At 30.3% G+C, this 17,998-nt stretch carries 19 protein-coding genes; 11 read left to right on the forward strand and 8 right to left on the reverse strand.

The annotated features are described in order from the left end of the window. Nucleotides 1–177 precede the first annotated feature (177 nt). From ACQ0RB_RS00675 to ACQ0RB_RS00690, 4 genes are all read left to right on the forward strand, one after another. Complete coding sequence (locus ACQ0RB_RS00675) at nucleotides 178–861, forward strand: cell division ATP-binding protein FtsE (RefSeq protein ID WP_129759087.1); 684 nt, start codon at nucleotides 178–180, stop codon at nucleotides 859–861. 43 nt (nucleotides 862–904) lie between these two features. Then, nucleotides 905–1,600, forward strand: a complete 696-nt coding sequence (locus ACQ0RB_RS00680; protein ID WP_430495828.1) for a class I SAM-dependent methyltransferase — start codon at nucleotides 905–907, stop codon at nucleotides 1,598–1,600. Nucleotides 1,601–1,679: 79 nt separating this feature from the next. Next, the gene (locus ACQ0RB_RS00685; protein ID WP_430495829.1) at nucleotides 1,680–2,570 is read left to right on the forward strand and encodes a glycosyltransferase family 2 protein; all 891 of its coding nucleotides are present in this window, start codon (nucleotides 1,680–1,682) and stop codon (nucleotides 2,568–2,570) included. Beyond that, complete coding sequence (locus ACQ0RB_RS00690; protein WP_430495830.1) at nucleotides 2,567–3,505, forward strand: glycosyltransferase family 2 protein; 939 nt, start codon at nucleotides 2,567–2,569, stop codon at nucleotides 3,503–3,505. Before ACQ0RB_RS00685 ends, ACQ0RB_RS00690 begins: the two co-directional genes overlap by 4 nt. Here ACQ0RB_RS00690 and ACQ0RB_RS00695 read toward each other — a convergent pair. Then, nucleotides 3,488–3,883 (reverse strand): sugar 3,4-ketoisomerase, encoded by a 396-nt coding sequence (locus ACQ0RB_RS00695; RefSeq protein ID WP_430495831.1) that lies wholly within the window; start codon nucleotides 3,881–3,883, stop codon nucleotides 3,488–3,490. The genes ACQ0RB_RS00690 and ACQ0RB_RS00695 overlap by 18 nt on opposite strands. Further along, a complete protein-coding gene (locus tag ACQ0RB_RS00700) occupies nucleotides 3,873–4,700 on the reverse strand; it encodes a glycosyltransferase (RefSeq protein WP_430495832.1) in 828 nt (275 codons plus the stop codon). Before ACQ0RB_RS00700 ends, ACQ0RB_RS00695 begins: the two co-directional genes overlap by 11 nt. 65 nt (nucleotides 4,701–4,765) lie before the next feature. On the opposite strand from ACQ0RB_RS00700, the gene ACQ0RB_RS00705 reads away from it, so the two are divergent. Beyond that, complete coding sequence (locus tag ACQ0RB_RS00705; RefSeq protein ID WP_430495833.1) at nucleotides 4,766–5,902, forward strand: glycosyltransferase; 1,137 nt, start codon at nucleotides 4,766–4,768, stop codon at nucleotides 5,900–5,902. A gap of 33 nt (nucleotides 5,903–5,935) precedes the next feature. Further along, on the forward strand, nucleotides 5,936–7,192 hold the full coding sequence (locus tag ACQ0RB_RS00710; protein WP_430495834.1) for an O-antigen translocase: 1,257 nt from the start codon (nucleotides 5,936–5,938) through the stop codon (nucleotides 7,190–7,192). 8 nt (nucleotides 7,193–7,200) lie between these two features. Here the strand turns inward: ACQ0RB_RS00710 and ACQ0RB_RS00715 are convergent, their stop codons facing one another. From ACQ0RB_RS00715 to ACQ0RB_RS00725, 3 genes are read right to left on the reverse strand one after another with little or no spacing between them, the layout of a single operon-like run. Beyond that, nucleotides 7,201–8,496, reverse strand: a complete 1,296-nt coding sequence (locus ACQ0RB_RS00715) for an O-antigen translocase (RefSeq protein WP_430495835.1) — start codon at nucleotides 8,494–8,496, stop codon at nucleotides 7,201–7,203. After that, entirely contained in the window at nucleotides 8,497–9,597 is a 1,101-nt protein-coding gene (locus ACQ0RB_RS00720) for a DegT/DnrJ/EryC1/StrS family aminotransferase (RefSeq protein ID WP_430495836.1), read from the reverse strand. It lies immediately after the preceding gene. Continuing rightward, nucleotides 9,594–10,541 (reverse strand): FemAB family protein, encoded by a 948-nt coding sequence (locus ACQ0RB_RS00725; protein WP_262731998.1) that lies wholly within the window; start codon nucleotides 10,539–10,541, stop codon nucleotides 9,594–9,596. Before ACQ0RB_RS00725 ends, ACQ0RB_RS00720 begins: the two co-directional genes overlap by 4 nt. A gap of 119 nt (nucleotides 10,542–10,660) precedes the next feature. On the opposite strand from ACQ0RB_RS00725, the gene ACQ0RB_RS00730 reads away from it, so the two are divergent. Continuing rightward, complete coding sequence (locus tag ACQ0RB_RS00730) at nucleotides 10,661–11,959, forward strand: hypothetical protein (protein WP_430495837.1); 1,299 nt, start codon at nucleotides 10,661–10,663, stop codon at nucleotides 11,957–11,959. Further along, nucleotides 11,943–13,118, forward strand: a complete 1,176-nt coding sequence (locus tag ACQ0RB_RS00735; RefSeq protein WP_131505803.1) for a glycosyltransferase family 2 protein — start codon at nucleotides 11,943–11,945, stop codon at nucleotides 13,116–13,118. Before ACQ0RB_RS00730 ends, ACQ0RB_RS00735 begins: the two co-directional genes overlap by 17 nt. Here ACQ0RB_RS00735 and ACQ0RB_RS00740 read toward each other — a convergent pair. Beyond that, complete coding sequence (locus tag ACQ0RB_RS00740) at nucleotides 13,110–13,664, reverse strand: class I SAM-dependent methyltransferase (RefSeq protein ID WP_430495838.1); 555 nt, start codon at nucleotides 13,662–13,664, stop codon at nucleotides 13,110–13,112. The genes ACQ0RB_RS00735 and ACQ0RB_RS00740 overlap by 9 nt on opposite strands. A 124-nt stretch (nucleotides 13,665–13,788) precedes the next feature. After that, entirely contained in the window at nucleotides 13,789–15,588 is a 1,800-nt protein-coding gene (gene typA / locus ACQ0RB_RS00745; RefSeq protein ID WP_208325353.1) for a translational GTPase TypA, read from the reverse strand. Nucleotides 15,589–15,921: 333 nt separating this feature from the next. Between typA and ACQ0RB_RS00750 the strand changes: the two genes are divergently transcribed. From ACQ0RB_RS00750 to ACQ0RB_RS00760, 3 genes are read left to right on the forward strand one after another with little or no spacing between them, the layout of a single operon-like run. Then, nucleotides 15,922–16,281 (forward strand): hypothetical protein, encoded by a 360-nt coding sequence (locus ACQ0RB_RS00750; protein ID WP_129759105.1) that lies wholly within the window; start codon nucleotides 15,922–15,924, stop codon nucleotides 16,279–16,281. Nucleotides 16,282–16,321: 40 nt separating this feature from the next. Continuing rightward, a complete protein-coding gene (gene kdsA, locus ACQ0RB_RS00755) occupies nucleotides 16,322–17,140 on the forward strand; it encodes a 3-deoxy-8-phosphooctulonate synthase (RefSeq protein ID WP_262732003.1) in 819 nt (272 codons plus the stop codon). A gap of 2 nt (nucleotides 17,141–17,142) precedes the next feature. Further along, nucleotides 17,143–17,610: a GNAT family N-acetyltransferase gene (locus tag ACQ0RB_RS00760; protein WP_166667441.1), complete on the forward strand. Its 468-nt coding sequence runs from the start codon at nucleotides 17,143–17,145 to the stop codon at nucleotides 17,608–17,610. On the opposite strand, the gene ACQ0RB_RS00765 is transcribed toward ACQ0RB_RS00760, so the two are convergent. Then, the gene (locus ACQ0RB_RS00765; protein WP_430495839.1) at nucleotides 17,611–17,970 is read right to left on the reverse strand and encodes a DUF1801 domain-containing protein; all 360 of its coding nucleotides are present in this window, start codon (nucleotides 17,968–17,970) and stop codon (nucleotides 17,611–17,613) included. It lies immediately after the preceding gene. Nucleotides 17,971–17,998: the final 28 nt, after the last annotated feature.

A 17,998-nucleotide genomic window follows, 5' to 3' on the forward strand; every position in this document is an offset into this window, starting at 1 on the left:
TTGTTTTGTTGATGTTCAAAGATAAATCAATATCAAATTTATAACGCCAGAAATTATTTATAATTATAAAGAAGTTATTAAATACTAAAAAAAATATTTGGGAGTTTATAATTGCAGCCTTTTAAAAGTGTTATTAAAATAATACATTTACAGCACTTAAATAAAAACTACTCATAAATGTCTGAAACTATTTTACAATTAAAAGATGTCTCTATATACCAAGGAGACAGTATGGTGTTGAGCGATGTGAATTTTGAAATGGTTAAAGGTGATTTTGTTTATCTTATTGGTAAAACCGGAAGCGGAAAAAGTAGTTTTATGAAAACGCTTTATGGCGACTTGCACCTTACAAAAGGCGAAGGTTCTATTGTAGATTTTGACTTAAGAACACTTAAAGAGAAAGACATCCCTTTTTTAAGAAGAAAACTAGGTATTGTTTTTCAAGATTTTAAATTGTTACCTGATAGAACTGTAAACGGAAACCTAGAGTTTGTTTTAAAGGCTACAGGCTGGAAAGACAAAACCGAAATTAAAGAACGCATAGAAAAAGTGCTGGATAAAGTAGGCATGAAAACCAAAGGATTTAAGTTCCCTCATGAGCTTTCTGGTGGTGAACAACAACGTATTGCTATTGCTAGAGCACTTCTAAACGATCCTGAACTTATACTTGCTGACGAGCCAACAGGAAATCTTGATCCTCAAACCAGTATTGAGGTTATGGAGGTTTTGCAGGAGATTAACAAAAACGGAAATACTATTTTAATGGCTACTCACGATTACGCTTTATTGCTAAAATACCCTAGCAAAACTTTAAAGTGTGATGAGAATAAAGTATTTGAAGTAGTGCAAAGACGTGTATAACAGCCTAAAAAAAATCCTAAAACGTATTGTACCCAAAAGGTTCTTGTTTAAAAACGAGCTCGTTTTTAGGCGCTTTTATGGTTTGTTTTATCGCGGAAAACAATTTCAGTGTAATGTATGTTCCAACAACCTAAGCGCTTTTGTTAACTATAATGGCAGAGATTTAATTTGTCCGTTTTGTGGTAGTTTGTCAAGAAACAGAAGGCTATGGCACTTACTGGAAGCAAACAAAGCCATTAAAGGTAATGTGTTACATTTTTCGCCTTCAAGAAACATATACCGAAAATTAAAATCTAATCCTTCAATACATTATTACAGTTCTGATTTTGAGAACCAGTTTATTGCTGACTATAATTTTGATATTACCAACATTTCTTGCAAAGATCATACGTTTGACACTATAATTTGCTACCATATACTTGAACATATTATTGATGATAAAAAGGCGATGTCAGAAATTTATAGAGTTTTAAAGCCCAACGGAAAAGCTTTTATACAAACTCCTTTTAAAGAAGGTGCTATTTATGAAGACTATTCAATCACTACTGAAGAGGCAAGAAAAGAGCATTTTGGACAAGAAGATCATGTTAGAGTATACTCAGTAAATGGATTAGTAAAAAGACTGGAAGATGTAGGTTTTAAAGTTGACATACTAACTTTTGAAAACTCCAGTGAATCAACAAGAAATGGTTTTAAACCTGAAACGGTTTTGGTTGTTTCGAAATTCGCGAACCTTTAAGCTTACACACTCTACAAATTACTTTTACACTAAGAATTGTTAACTTTAAAAAGTGTATTTTTGAAACATAATTTCTAGTATGCTTTCAGTATTAATTCCTGTTTACAATTGCTCCATCACAGCTCTCATAAAAGATTTGCACCAGCAACTCATGAGCAGTAATATTGAATTTGAGATTATTTGTTTGGACGATGCTTCAAACAATACTATTACTAAAAAAAACTCGACTGTAAACAACTATAAAAACGTTTCCTACAACCTATCAAAAGTAAACAATGGCCGAGTGAAAACAAGACAATTACTTTCAGAAAAAGCATTACACAATTGGCTTTTGTTTTTAGATGCAGATGTTTTGCCTAAAAGCAAAAATTTTATTTCTAATTATTTAAAGCACATTAATGATAATTATGATGTTATCTATGGAGGGTTTACTTATCACACCTCTAAACCAGATAAGACTTACATGCTACGCTGGAAATATGGTAAATCCAAAGAAGAGATAGATGCTGTAAAAAGAAACGCCAAACCATACAAAGTTGTTATCTCAGGAAATTTTTTGATTAAAAAAGAGACCTACCAACATATTGTTTCAAAAATAAATTATAAAGGTTATGGCTATGACAATTATTTTGGAGCTCTAATGAAAGAAAACAACATTAATGTATTACACATTAACAACGAAGTCTATCATTTAGGAATTGAAAAAAGCTCAACCTACTTAAACAAAGTTGAGCAATCTGTTGACAACTTACTTAACCTTCAGAACACTCAAAAAATAGTAGTTTCTGATAATGATTTACTAAGGTTATTTAACTTCACAAAATCTTTAAAACTTAATTATTTTCTTTCTTTTTTACACTCAACACTCAACTCACGCATTAAGAAAAACCTTTTGGGAAACAACCCTTTAGTCTTTTTACTACAGTTATATAAATTAACATACTTTTGTTATAAAGACTTGAAAAAATGACACCTTATTTTTCAATAGTAATACCACTTTACAATAAGGAAAAGCACATTGCGCAAACCTTAAAAAGTGTAATTAATCAATCGTATAACAACTTTGAAGTTGTTGTAGTGAATGATGGCTCTACTGATAAAAGTTTAGAACAGGTAATCAAAATAAATGATGATAGAATTACGGTTTATAGTATTGAAAACAGAGGTGTTTCGTATGCTAGAAATTATGGAATTAAGCATGCAAAATCTAACCTTATAGTTTTACTTGATGCCGACGACCACTGGAAGAGTCATCATCTAGAGGATTTAAAATTACTCTATGAAAAATTCCCTGATTGTGGCCTTTACGCTAAAGCATACACAAAACGTAAAAACGGAATTAATCTAAAATCAATATATAAAAACATACCTCAAGAAAACAACTGGAAAGGTGTAGTTGACAATTATTTTAAAAGCAGTTTAGCCAATAGTATAGCTTGGACCTCTGCAGTTATGATTCCTAAAACAACTTTTGAAAAAGTGGGATATTTTAATGAGTCTCTTAACTCTGGTGAAGATACTGATTTATGGATAAGAATTGCTCTTAAATTACCTATTGCTTTTTACAACAAAGTGAGTGCAATACATTTATTAAATGCTCAAAATAAAATCACAAAAACTAAACTAAGCGCTAGAAAACACATTGATTTTTCCACCTATGAAGAAGCTACTAATAACAATATTGATTTAAAAAACTACATAAACCTGAACAGGATTTCAATGGCTTTACAGTACAAAATTGAAGGCGCAAAAAACCTTGAAAAAGATATAAAGTCACACATTGACTATAACAATATTAGTAATCTCCAAAAACTTCTATTGACATTACCTAAATGGGTTATTATTTTAATATTAAAATGCAGAAATTTAATACAACGATTTATTGACCTAAGGATTTTTAGATAGTTTAAACGTATCGTAATCTCTTATATAATCAGCTTCATTAAATTCTGTTGATGCTAAAACCAAACATACTGCTCCTGATGAAAAGTTTTCTAACTCCCTCCAAACACCAGTAGGTATATACAAACCTTTATTAGGCTTATTAAGCATTATTTTTTGACGTTGTTTTCCATCATCCAAAACGACTTCAAAACTTCCGCTTAAGGCTAGTACTAAAGACTCTTGTTCAATATGCGAATGACCTCCTCTGTAGGAGTCACTTGGTACATCATATAAATAATACACGCGTTTAATATCAAAAGGCACACCATCTTTCTCTATTACAGCAAGATTGCCTCTTTCTTCATGCACCTTTGGTATTTCTATTATTCTAAATGTCATAAATTTTATCTATTTCGCCTGTTGCCTTTAGTTTTTTATAATTACTTATGGCTTGTAAGCCTAACTTAAACTTACGTGGAATTTCGCTGAAACGAATATAATTATCTTTCCACATGTACAATGTATATTTTACCAACCAAAGGTAACTTAAATTACCTAGATAACGTTGCCGTAATGCTGTTTTGGCTGCAAACGCATTATCACTTCCCATTAAAACTCCTGAGCTTATGTTTGGATGCATTACAATAGTTACAGCTATATGTTGCATTTGTAAACCTTTGTCAAAAGCATTTCTTAAAAACACATACTCTGTTTCACCTTTAAATGTTGATCCAACTCCAAAATGGTGATTAAACAATACTTTATGCTCTTTAAACACTTTTCTTTTAAACGTGATAACCCAAGTAAAAATCTTTTTTAAGGATTTTTTATTATGAGTACCCTCAGGAAAATAATTTGTATATAAATTTCCATCTTCATTAATAGCCTCAAAAGAAATCATATCAGCGTTAGGACACTCTTGATAAGCATTAATAATGGTTTGCTTTAAATTGGGCTCATAAACAATATCATCATCTGCCATCAAACAAACGTCTGCAGTAGCATTTTTTATTGCTAAATTTCTACTAGTTGGCGATCCTCTTTCTAAAGAATTAATAACTTTGATATTAGAAAACTGCGACGACAACATTTTATCTTCTGTAGTTTGATTAACTATAATTATATCGTAATCTTCAATACTATTTTTAGAAAATATAGGCTTAAGAAAATCAAGATTTTCCCTAAACATCGTTGAGATTAAAATTTGTAAAGTCATCGATCGTGTTTAAATAGCCTCTATGTGAAGGTATTTCTTATTTTTGCCTTAAAAGTAATGTTTTTATGCGAATATTGTTGGTTGGTGAATACAGTAGACTTCATAATTCTTTAAAAGAAGGTTTAATTGCTTTGGGTCATGAGGTATTACTAATTGGTAATGGTGACGGATTTAAAAACTACCCAGTGGATATTAGGCTAGACCATTCATTTCACGGTAAAATTCTTAAAAAAATTAAAGTTGGTTTATATAAACTCACTTCTATTGATATTGGGTCTTGGGAAATCTATTTAAAAACACTTTTAATTAATAAAAAATTAAAGGGTTTTGATGTGGTACAGCTTATTAATGAGTCATCCATAAAAGCTACACCCAAACTTGAAATCAAATTTTTAAAGCGTATTTTAAAACAAAACAAAAAACTCTTTTTACTGTCTTGTGGTATCGACCATCAATGTATGAAATATATGATGGAAGGAAAATTTGAATACAGTATTATGAGTCCTTATTTAGAAGATAAGTCACTATTTGAACACTATAAGTTTCAACTACAATATCTTAACGAAGACTACACAAAACTTCATGATTTCATTTACAACAACAGTAATGGTGTAATAGCTTCAGATATGGATTATCATATTCCATTATTAGATAACAAGCATTATTTAGGTTTAATTCCAAACCCAATTAATATTAAAAAAATAGAATATACACCTTTAAAAATTGAAGGCAAGATCAAAATATTTCATGGTGTAAACACAAAAGCTGTTATAAAAAAAGGGAATCAATATTTTGATGAAGCCTTAAAAATCATTGAAAAAAAATATGGTGACAAAGTTGAAATAAAAACCACCTACAGCATTCCTTATAATGAATATATCAAGTTATATGACGAATGTCATATACTACTCGACCAAATTTACGGTTATGACCAAGGCTACAATGCGCTTGAAGCTATGGCAAAGGGAAAGGTTGTGCTTACAGGAGCCGAAAAAGAGTTTGAGAAGTTTTATGACCTAAAACACCAAGTAGCGGTTAATGTTAAACCTGATGTTAATCAAGTTGTTGAAGTGCTTTCTAATCTTATTGAAAATCCAGAAAAAATTCTTGAATTGAGTAAAAATGCTAGAGGTTTTATTGAAGAGCATCACAATTTTATTGATATTGCCAAAAAATACATTAACCATTGGCAAAAAAGTTAATATAGACACTACTAGAAAAGAACGTAAATCAATATGAGTTTTATTAAAACTTCATTTTATTCAGCTATAAGTACTACAATATCATTAATTACCAGATTGGTTACTAATAAAATTGTTGCTGTTTACTTAGGAACTCATGGAATGTTCTTGTTGGGTCAGCTTAAGGATTTAATTAAAATTTCAAGTATAGCAAGTGATCTTGGAACTTCAAACGGAATCATCAAATATGTTGCCGAGTACGAGCAAATCCCCAAAAAACTCAATGCGTTTTTAGGTTCTGGCTTTAAACTACACTTATTAAGTTCAGCCATTGTTTGTGTCTTAATTTTTGCTTTTAGGTATCAAATCTCATCTTATTTATTTGATGATCTTAAATTTTCAAACGCTTTAACATTACTATCTATTTCGTTTGTTACTTTATCATTAAACACCTTTTTTATATCGGTTTTAAACGGATTAAGAAACATTAAGTTTTATGTCGTCATTAACATAGTTTCTACTTTAATATCAGCTACAATTACAATTTTAATGGTGATTAACCATAAAATAATTGGCGCTTTTTATGCTATTGCTATTAATCAAATATTGATTTTTTTCATATCGCTACTTTTTATTGTTAGCTATAAGCTTGTTGATTTAAAAGGCTTAAAAAAGCCCTTAACGAAATTTCATTTTAAAAACTTAACGAAATTCTCTTTAATGGCCTTAACTGGTCCTTTGAGCCTTGTGGCTACAACTCTTTATGTACGCTCTTTCTTGTTGGAAGAATTAGGAAATGACTATGCTGGTTCTTGGGAGGGTATGTGGCGAATATCTGCCATGTATTTATTATTCTTAACAACAACATTTCGTTTTTATATTGTTCCTACTTTTTCAAGTTCAGAAGGTAAAACCCTTAAAAAAGAAATATTTAAAATTTGGTCCATAATCACTCCAATTATTATAGCTATCACTTTAAGTGTTTATGTTTTAAAAGACACTATAATTTCACTTTTATTCAGTAAAGAATTTATATTAATAAATACAATTATACTTTTCCATTTATTAGGTGATGCCTTTAAAATAAACACTTGGGTACTTGAAAATATTCTTATTTCAAAAGCAAAAACAAAAGCTTTTATACTTTTTCAAATACTTTGGGGAGTAATTTTTTGCTCACTTACTACCATACTCGTTTATAAATACGGTTTTATTGGTGTCTCTATTTCCTATTTCATTACCTACATTATACACTTTGTAAGTATCAATATTTATTTCAGAAAGCTATTGTGGGTTAAACAAAAACATTAGTTAATTCTCTATTTATCAGAATCCAACCCAAAGAGCGAACTTCCAAATATTAATAAAATAACACCATAATGCATTAAATAACTCACAAAATGCCCAATTACAGCTCCTTTAACACCAAAACTATCAATTAAATATACACTAGATAGGTAAAGTACTATCGCCAAAAACACCTCAATAATTATAAAGTGAGTGAACATTTTTTTAGCAATAAACTGATATGCTATAACTATAGATAACACCTTTACAAAATCACCTAACAATTGCCATAAAAACAAGTCTTCTACTGGTTCAAAATCTTTAGAAAAAACAATTTGCACAATAAATGGTCTTAATAGATAAATAAGTATGAGACCAATACCAAAAATTGGGATTACGGATTTGTACAAACTAAACACTTCATTTCTAAACTCTTTTTTGTTATCTATCTCATTAAATCTTGGAAGGATATATAACGACATCAACGAGGTCACAAACATTAAATAATAATCTGATATTCTATTAATTGCCTCCCAATAACCTGCTTCTTTTATTCCTATAGAATCACTAATATAATTTCTAATCATAATAGAAATTAATGGTAATGCTACTGCTGAAACTAATGCCATAAGAGCAAAAGGACCTAGTTTTTTTAATATATCAATACTAACATTTGATATTTTAACCGAAGACACCAAACTACGTTGATTTATAAACCCAACAACAGTAATTAAAAAAATTAAAGAAGGTGCAATAACTGCAGAGACCAATGCTCCATCAATATTATTTTGATAAATTAGTAACAAGGTTACAAGTAACCCAAGAACTTGCCCAATTATATTTATAATCAACAGGATTTTATATTTGGCAAACCCATTCATTATTGAAAAGCTAAACATATTCAATGAATAAAATGGTAATGCTAGTGCCAATATTTTTATTACATAGGCATAATTATAATTGTCTGAAAATAAAAAGTTATTTACGGTTTCTGCATTGTAGTAGCACAAGAAACACAATAGTATAGTGACTGTAAATCCAAGATAAAATGAAGTTGATAACACTTTACTCAGTTTTACTGCATCTTGTTTAAACTCTGCTATTGATTTTACCACTCCATTATAAAACCCTAAAATTGCGAGTGACTGAATTGCACTTAAGAAGTTTCTTAAATTACCTATTAAAGCCATCCCTTCAACTCCAATAAAAACAGCAATAGCTTTGGATGTAAATAATCCTGCTAAAATTTTTGTGATTATAGTTGCTGAATTTAGATGAGCAACTTTAACCAGCACATTGGTGTTTATATAATCGAATAACTTTTTCAATTAATAGGCATTTAATGTTTCAATAACTTTTTTAACTTCTGCATCTGTTATGACTGGACTCATTGGAATACTTACAACAGTATTATGAATACTTTCAGTAATTGGTAAATTTAACTCACTGTACTTCTTAAACGCATTTTGTTTATGAGGCGCAATAGGATAATGAATAAGCCAACCTACACCATTATTAGTTAAATATTCGGTAAACTTTTTGCGTTCATTTACTTGAACTACAAACGCATGAAATATATGATTTTTAGTAGTATCATAAAAAGGCAAAATAATCTTCTCATTTTTAATTCCATTAAGATATTGCTTAGCTACCTCTTGTCTTCTTTTATTTTCATTATCTAACCCTTTTAATTTAATACTTAAAAAGGCTGCTTGTAATTCATCTAGCCTACTATTACAACCTATAATTTCGTTTTTGTATTTTTCTTTACTACCGTAATTTCTTAAAAGTCTGATGCAATTAGCGATGTCTTCATTATTGGTTGTTACTGCACCAGCATCGCCCAAAGCTCCTAAATTTTTACTTGGATAGAAGCTAAAAGCAGCAGCATCTGAAAGATTTCCTGCTTTAATTCCTAAATTATTTTCAGCTCCATGAGCTTGAGCTGCATCTTCTACAACGAGTAAACCATGTGTTTTAGCTATAGCATTTATCTTTTCCATATCAGCCAATTGTCCATACAAATGCACTGGCATAATGGCTTTTGTATTAACTGATATGTGTTTTTCTATTTCTGAAGGAGAAATATTAAAAGTTTTAGCGTCTGGCTCAACAAAAACAGGCTTTAGTCCTGCTTCAATTACTGAGAGTATTGATGCGATATAAGTGTTTGCAGGTACAAGAACTTCATCTCCTAATTTCAATTTGCCTAAATGAATAAAAGACTTAAATATAAGTACTAAAGCATCTAATCCATTTCCTGTCCCTATACAATAATTTGTACCGCAATATGCAGCATAGTTTTGTTCAAATAAGTCAACTTCTTTTCCTAAAATATATCTACCAGTATCAAAAAAAGTATCTATATAGCTTTTAAAACTAGACTCGTATTTTTTATTTATACTTTTTAAATCTAAAAAAGGAATCATAATTCAATCTTTAAAATAGGCTGCTCAAAAACCGTACAACCTAACTCTTCTTTTTGTTTTAATAACCCAGGATTGTAGCCTAAATCATAATTAGGATCTGCAACTGTTCCCATAGAAAAGAAATGCTTTCCCATTTCCTTGTAATGATTAATTAAATATAAAAATAAATAATCCAATGCTCTGGTCTTTTCTCCTATTGCTGTAGTAGCTCCATATTGGGATTTCACTACATTTTCATTTTCAAAAATGGTTATACCAGCTAAAATCTCATCATCTAAATAAATATCAAACTGTTTTATGTGATTTGGAAACCTTTTATTGAGCATTGATATTTCAACTAATGTATGAACAGGTTTAGCGTTATGCTTTTCTTGAAGTCGTGGAACTAAAACCTGTTCCCAAAATGATTTAAAACTATTAGATTGCTTAATTCTAAAATTGTGTTTATTGTTTCTGTACTTTTTTTGCTTGCTTTTATGTATCCTCAAAGGCACATTATAATCAACTGCTAACACCATATTACTAGACTCAAACTCATAGTTTTCATCAATCATGATTTTACTTATATCAATTGGAAAATTATTGAAATAAAAATTTGGAATTGTTTTCACCACAAAATTCTTTATTCCATTGGCTTTTAAATATAAATGTAATTCTTTAAACATGTCAGTAATGTTTTCAGAAAAAATGGTGGAACCTAAAACCAAGCCTCCATAAGTAAGTCCTTGATGGGAATAGACATTATCATCAACCTTATTTGCTGGTAAAACCGCAATAACTTTATCACTTTTAAACATTAATAGTGAGTAATCCTCAAACCTATCTTGATGATACTCCATAAAATCTCTATGAAATAAAAAAGTAGCATTCTTTGAATGCTTAACAAAAGCATCCCAAACAAGTTTATATTCTGGTTGGTATTTAACTACTTTGTAAGTGCTCAATGTGTAAGATTAATCTCTAATAATGTCATTATCATCTGGCTACCAAAATACAATAATTTTTAGTCTTCAAGTTACATTTATACTCAATTATTCTATATTTATACTCTAAAATCAAGACCTTGATAGTAAAAATCAAAAAAAGTGAAAACAAGCTACTTCTAATAGTTTATTTAGTTGTTTTCTTATATCTGATTTTTCAACCTGCTATATATTCTCCTGATACTCGCAGCTATCTAGAAGCAATGCCATACAGACATCTTGGATATGTAATTTTTATTAAATGTTTTGATTTGTTTTTTAGTGGTAAAGTTTTCGATGTTTTAGTTATTGCTTTTCAAGCTATTTTTGGGCTTTTGGCAACATTTGTTTTTTACACCAAGATTTCAAAACTGATTACGTTTAACTTAATCACTAAAATAGGATTATTTATTTTTCTATTATTTCCTTTTTTTCCTCCATTAGAAGTTGCTAACAATATTTGCCCCGAAGGGTTAAGCTACCCCTTATACCTACTTTTTGTAGCTTTTGGGATAGATTTTTTCTTTACAAACACAAAGTCCTTTAAGTACTTCATTGTAGTATTTTTATTATTGGCCTTAACCAGAGGGCAATTTATTATTGCTATAGTCCCTATTGCTTTTATGTATATTTTGAAACATAAAAAAATACTATTTAAAAAACCACATTTAAATAGATTTATAGTTTTACTACTATTGCCTATAGTAGTCCTTTTAGCTGATAAAAGCTACCACAAATTAAAAGATGATATCTTTATGTCCACTCCTTTTAGTTTTGTAAATATATCTACAGCTGCATTTTATGTATCTAAAAAAAGTGACTCCAACCAACTTACTGGAAATGACAAAAAGGTATTTGATATTTGCTACAACAAACTAGATAAGCAAAAGCTTTTATTAACTAACCAAAAAGAAGGTTCTTACAAAGATTACTACAGTTTTTTTCATAATCATATTCCAAATATTTGTAATAGAACAGTACATTATTATGGTAGAGCTTTTTTTTTGAAAGACGAACTATCTAACTCAACCCATTTAGAAATAGCTCAAGCACATTTATCTATAGAAAACACATTACGAAATATTTCATTTTCACTAATTAATCAAAATTTCAACAAATGGCTTAATTTGTTTTTTGCCAATTTAATTCATGCGTTCAATGGCATAGTCATACTTATTATTATTGTTACTGTATTTTTATTAAGCATAGTAAAACTATTTACAAGTAATAACAACAATTATTATTTGTTATTCATGTTGTCTGCATTAATACTATCAAACACACTTTTAGTTTGCTTAGCAAGCCATTCAATTATTAGGTATTTATTCTATAATTACGCTTTGTATTTTTTAATATTCATTATTCTATTTAAACAAATTAAACATGGAATCAAACATTGAATTATCTATAGTAATGCCATGTTTAAATGAAGCAGAAACTTTAGAGGTTTGCATCACTAAAGCACAATCATTCATAAAAAAACATAATATTAACGGAGAAATTATAATTGCCGATAATGGCAGTACTGATGGTTCTATTGCTATTGCTCAAAATCTTAATGCTAATGTTGTTCATGTAACAAACAAAGGTTATGGAAGCGCTTTAAAAGGAGGTATTGATGCCGCTAAAGGAAAATATATTATTATGGCTGATGCTGATGACAGCTATGACTTTGAAGCTTTAGATCTTTTTATACTAAAACTTAGAGAAGGTTATGATTTAGTTATGGGTAACCGATTTAAAGGTGGTATTAAAAAAAACGCGATGCCTTTTCTTCATAAATACTTAGGCAATCCTGTACTGTCGTTTATAGGTCGTTTATTCTTTAATATTAAAATTGGTGATTTTCACTGTGGTTTAAGAGGTTTTTCAAAAGAAGCTTATTTGAAGATGAATTTGAAAACAACAGGAATGGAGTTTGCCTCTGAAATGATTGTAAAATCTAAGCTTAATAACTTATCGATTACAGAAGTCCCAACAATTTTACATAAAGACGGTAGATCTAGACCTCCTCACTTAAACACTTGGAGAGACGGTTGGAGGCATCTTAGGTTTTTAATGCTTTATGCTCCTAACTGGCTTTTCTTATACCCAAGTATTTTATTAATGCTCTTAGGGTTTACAACATCTACATTGCTCGTTATAAAACCTGTTCACATCTACAATATTAGTTTTGACGTACACACACTACTATACACAGCAAGTATCTTTTTAATTGGATTTCAATTTTTTGTGTTTTATGCTCTCACCAAGATTTTTGCTGTTGAAAATGGGCTTTTACCTAAAAGTAATCGTTACAACAAACTGTTTAAATATCTTAATTTAGAATCTGGTTTAATCGTTGGGAGCCTGTTGTTACTATTAGGATTTGGTTTAAGTGTCTACGGAACTACAGTTTGGAAGAATTTGAACTTTGGAAATCTAAATCCGTCTGACACATTGCGTATTGTAATTCCTGCTGCATTTACAATATTACTAGGCATACAAATTATTTTATTTAGTCTGTTTTTTAGCATTTTAAGTCTAAAAAGTCAAACTCAAAAAAACGAGTCAGTTTAATTTTTCAAAAACAAATAAGTTGTTTAAGCCTAACTGAAATTTTTTATATTTCACCAACTTAAACCTTTGTTTATCAAGTAAAGTAAACACTTCTTTAGTTTCAAAACCATAATGTTCGTCTAGAGACATACCATCAATTAATCTTAACTTAGATAACACAACAAGTATATGATCAACCATTGGAGATGGAACTGTGATTATTACTCGTCCTTTAGGTTTTAAAAACTTATCAAATTGACTATTAAATTGCTTTTGTTCTTCTCTTGGAATATGCTCTAACACTGCTAACATCACAATACAGTCAAATGTTTCATTATCAGAAATAGCTTCAGGGAATTTTCCTGACAAAAGTGTATGAATTCCTTTTTTAGAATCGTTTTTCAACAAAGGATCCAAACCTACACTAGCTTGAATATTTTTCTTCGCTAGTTTCTCAAACAAATACCCATCAAAACATCCAATATCCAATATCTTGTCGTTAACTCTAACATATCGACTAGCTACATTTATTCTATAATCTCTTAAAAACCTATCAAGAAATTTCATTTATAATCTTTAAAAGTAATTACTCAATTTAATTGTAATAATTTGAACAAACTATTATTTACTAATATTAAATAAAAAAGGAACTCTTTTATAGAATTCCTTTTTTAAAATATTTCAGTAATTATTAAATACTCTTGCTTCTCTTACGCTCAACTTCAGTCAATAAAATTTTACGTAAACGTAAGTGATTTGGTGTTACTTCTACGTATTCGTCTTTTTGGATATATTCCAAAGCTTCCTCTAACGAAAACTTGATAGCTGGAACAATTTTAGCTTTATCATCGGCTCCAGAACTACGTACGTTACTTAGCTTTTTAGTTTTTGTAACATTAACTACCATATCGTCTCCTCTAGAATTTTCGCCAATAACTTGACCTTCGTAGATATCTTCTCCTGGATCAATAAAAAACTTACCTCTTTCTTGTAATTTATCAATAGAATAAGGAATTGCTGTACCTTTTTCCATAGACACTAAACTTCCGTTTTGACGCTCAGGAATACCTCCTTTTATCGGTTGATATTCTTTAAAACGATGTGCCATTATAGCTTCTCCAGCGGTAGCAGTTAATAATTGGTTACGCAAACCAATAATACCACGAGAAGGTACAATAAACTCACACACCATACGCTCACCTTTAGCTTCCATACTTAGCATTTCACCTTTTCGCATGGTCACCATTTCTATAGCTTTTCCTGAAACTTCTTCTGGTAAATCAATAGTCATTTCTTCAACTGGCTCACATTTTACACCATCAATTTCTTTGATTATTACTTGTGGCTGACCTATTTGAAGCTCATAACCTTCACGACGCATCGTTTCGATTAATACTGAAAGATGCAATACACCTCTACCAAAAACCATAAATTTATCTGCACTATCAGTTTCTTGAACTCTCAATGCAAGGTTTTTTTCAAGCTCTTTGGTTAAACGTTCTTTAATATGACGAGAGGTCACAAACTTTCCGTCTTTACCAAAAAATGGTGAATCGTTAATTGTAAACAACATGCTCATTGTTGGCTCATCAATAGCTATGGTTTTTAAACCTTCAGGGTTTTCAAAATCGGCAACAGTATCTCCAATATCAAATCCTTCTAAACCAACTAATGCACAAATATCTCCTGCCTCTACAGCGTCTACTTTTTTACGTCCTAATCCTTCAAAAACATGAAGTTCTTTTACTTTAGATTTTACAACTGAACCATCTCTTTTTACTAGTGAGATATTTTGTCCAGCTTTAAGCTCTCCTCTTGTTAAACGACCAATAGCAATTCTTCCTGTAAACGATGAAAAGTCTAAAGATGTAATTAGCATTTGAGTAGTTCCTTCTTCAATTTTAGGAGAAGGTATATGCTCAATTACCATGTCTAACAATGGTTCGATATTTTCGGTTTGTTTTTTCCAGTCTTCACTCATCCAGTTGTTCTTAGCAGAACCATAAACTGTTGGGAAATCTAACTGCCACTCTTCAGCACCTAATTCAAACATTAAATCAAATACTTTTTCATGAACCTCATCTGGTGTACAGTTTTCTTTATCAACTTTGTTTACAACCACACATGGTTTTAAACCTAAGTCAATAGCTTTTTGAAGTACAAAACGTGTTTGTGGCATAGGACCTTCAAAAGCATCTACAAGCAATAACACACCATCAGCCATATTAAGCACACGCTCTACTTCTCCACCAAAATCGGCGTGACCAGGAGTATCAATAATATTTATTTTGGTATCCTTATAAGTTACCGAAACGTTTTTTGAAGTAATTGTAATACCTCTTTCACGTTCTAAATCATTGTTATCAAGAATTAAATCTCCTGTATTTTCGTTTTCACGAAATAACTGACAATGGTACATAATTTTGTCAACCAAAGTAGTTTTTCCGTGGTCAACGTGAGCAATGATTGCAATGTTTTTAATACTAGCCATAATGACGTCTTATTTTAAGCGTGCAAATGTACGCTAAAATCTTTTGTAAAATACATCTATACAGATAATTCTTTAATGTTAAAGAAAAAATAACCTTGAGTTATAAAAACAGCCTCCTATGAAATTCAAAAAACTAATTTTCAGCAATTTAAAAACAAAACACACATTTTAACACTTAAGGAGTCGTTAGTTAATTAAATGTTATAGTCCATCTTAACCATAATTTCTGTTCGTATATTACGTTAAAGATTATGATTAATAGTAAATAGCCAATTTAACCAACTGTGCTATACATATTGGTGATTTTACATCTGAACCCTTAAATTAATACAGATGAAAATAATTAGCAAATATTCAAAATTTGTCCCATACCTATACTTTCTAGCAATAATTGCCTACTGGTTTACTGTTGTAAACCGTAGTGAAGGTATAAGCGCATATCCTATTTTACTGTTTGGTATTCCATTTTTATGGCAAGTACTAAAACCAAACCGCAAACTCAATTTTACATTAGGAATTACCTTTGTATGCTTGTCATCGTACATGATCTTAGCATACCTGTCTGATGTGCTTAACATTGTGTCGTTATCATACACTACCAAAAAGTTTATTTTGTATGGTGGCTTTTTAGCAATTGCCAATTTTATAATGGCATTATGGATTATAAGAAATAGTTTAAAAAGAAGCTTTTAAATGATTATCTTTGCTGCTGAAATTTTCAAACAAAAAGCAGATGAATCTTAACGAAGTTCCTAAACTAAAACACACTAATTCTGACAACTTTTTCTTGCTTTGTGGCCCTTGTGCCATTGAAGGTGAAGATATGGCTTTACGTATTGCAGAAAAAGTGATTTCTATTACTGATAAACTTGAAATCCCTTATGTATTTAAAGGTAGTTTTAAAAAAGCTAACAGAAGTAGAATAGACAGTTTTACAGGAATTGGTGATGAAAAAGCTCTTAAGATTTTAAAGAAAGTATCTGAAACGTTTGATATTCCTACAATAACAGATATACATGAGGTTTCTGATGCTGTTATGGCTGCCGAATATGTTGATGTACTTCAAATTCCTGCTTTTTTGGTTCGTCAAACCGATTTAGTGGTTGCTGCAGCACAAACAGGCAAAGTGGTTAACTTAAAGAAAGGACAGTTTATGAGTCCTGAAGCCATGAAACACGCTGTACAAAAAGTTAAAGATTCTGGTAGCGACAAAGCTTGGATAACTGATAGAGGAACTATGTTTGGCTATCAAGATATGATTGTAGATTTCAGAGGAATTCCTACCATGAAGCAATACGCTCCTGTTGTTTTAGATGTTACTCACTCCCTTCAGCAACCTAACCAAAGTGTAGGTGTAACTGGTGGACGACCAGATATGATTGAAACCATTGCTAGAGCTGGAGTTGTAAACAATGTAGACGGTTTGTTTATTGAAACGCATTTTGATCCTGCAAATGCAAAAAGTGATGGTGCTAACATGCTACATTTAGATAATCTAGAAAAATTGCTTACCAACTTAACTGCTATTAGAAAAACTGTAAACAGTCTTTAATTTTGGAACTTAAAATACGTCAAGCTACACAAGAAGACATACCTGAAATTACTTCTGTTTTCAGAGACACCATAAGAGCTATAAACTCTAAAGACTATTCTGAAAAGCAAATACAAGTTTGGGCTTCTGGTGCAAATGATCTTGATAAGTGGGAAGACAGAATAAAAAACAACTACTTTATTGTTGCTGAAAATGAAGATCGCATTGTAGGCTTTGCTTATTTAAAAAACGGCAATTATTTTGACGGTTTGTTTGTTCATAAAGATTACCAACGTCAAGGTATAGCTATAAAGCTTATGCGAATTATTGAGTCTAAAGTCATCACCAATGGCTATGAGATAATTAAGTCTGATGTTAGCATTACTGCATTACCTTTTTTTGAAGACCAATATTATATTGTTGAGAAAAAACAAAAAAAGTCTTTTAAAGGACTCGTGTTTGAAAACTATATAGTTCATAAAGAACTATAGTTATTTCATAAATGACGAATTCTTAAAGGCTTCTACTTCTTTAAGGATACTAATAAAAATGTTGTCATCAATATCGTCAAGTTGTTTATAACGTAACGATTTAATCTTCTTTCGTTTTTCCGAAACTAAACAATCTGCATGTTTTGTAATGTGGTTAGCATGCCAAAACCCAACATCAATATAATCTTTACTTTTATTAAGGTAACAAATTGGTCGTGTACCAATATAATAACATGGAATTCTCCATTTATACTCCAAATGCGCCTCAGGAAATGTATGCTCTATTAATATTTGAATATGCATTAATATAGACTTAAAAGGCTCTTGTTGGTTATAAATATAGGCTTCTGCTGGTTTCACTTTGTTCTAGTTTCATTTCAAAATTAAC

Source organism: Gaetbulibacter sp. PBL-D1 (genome assembly GCF_050509525.1).
GTDB lineage: Bacteria > Bacteroidota > Bacteroidia > Flavobacteriales > Flavobacteriaceae > Gaetbulibacter_B > Gaetbulibacter_B jejuensis.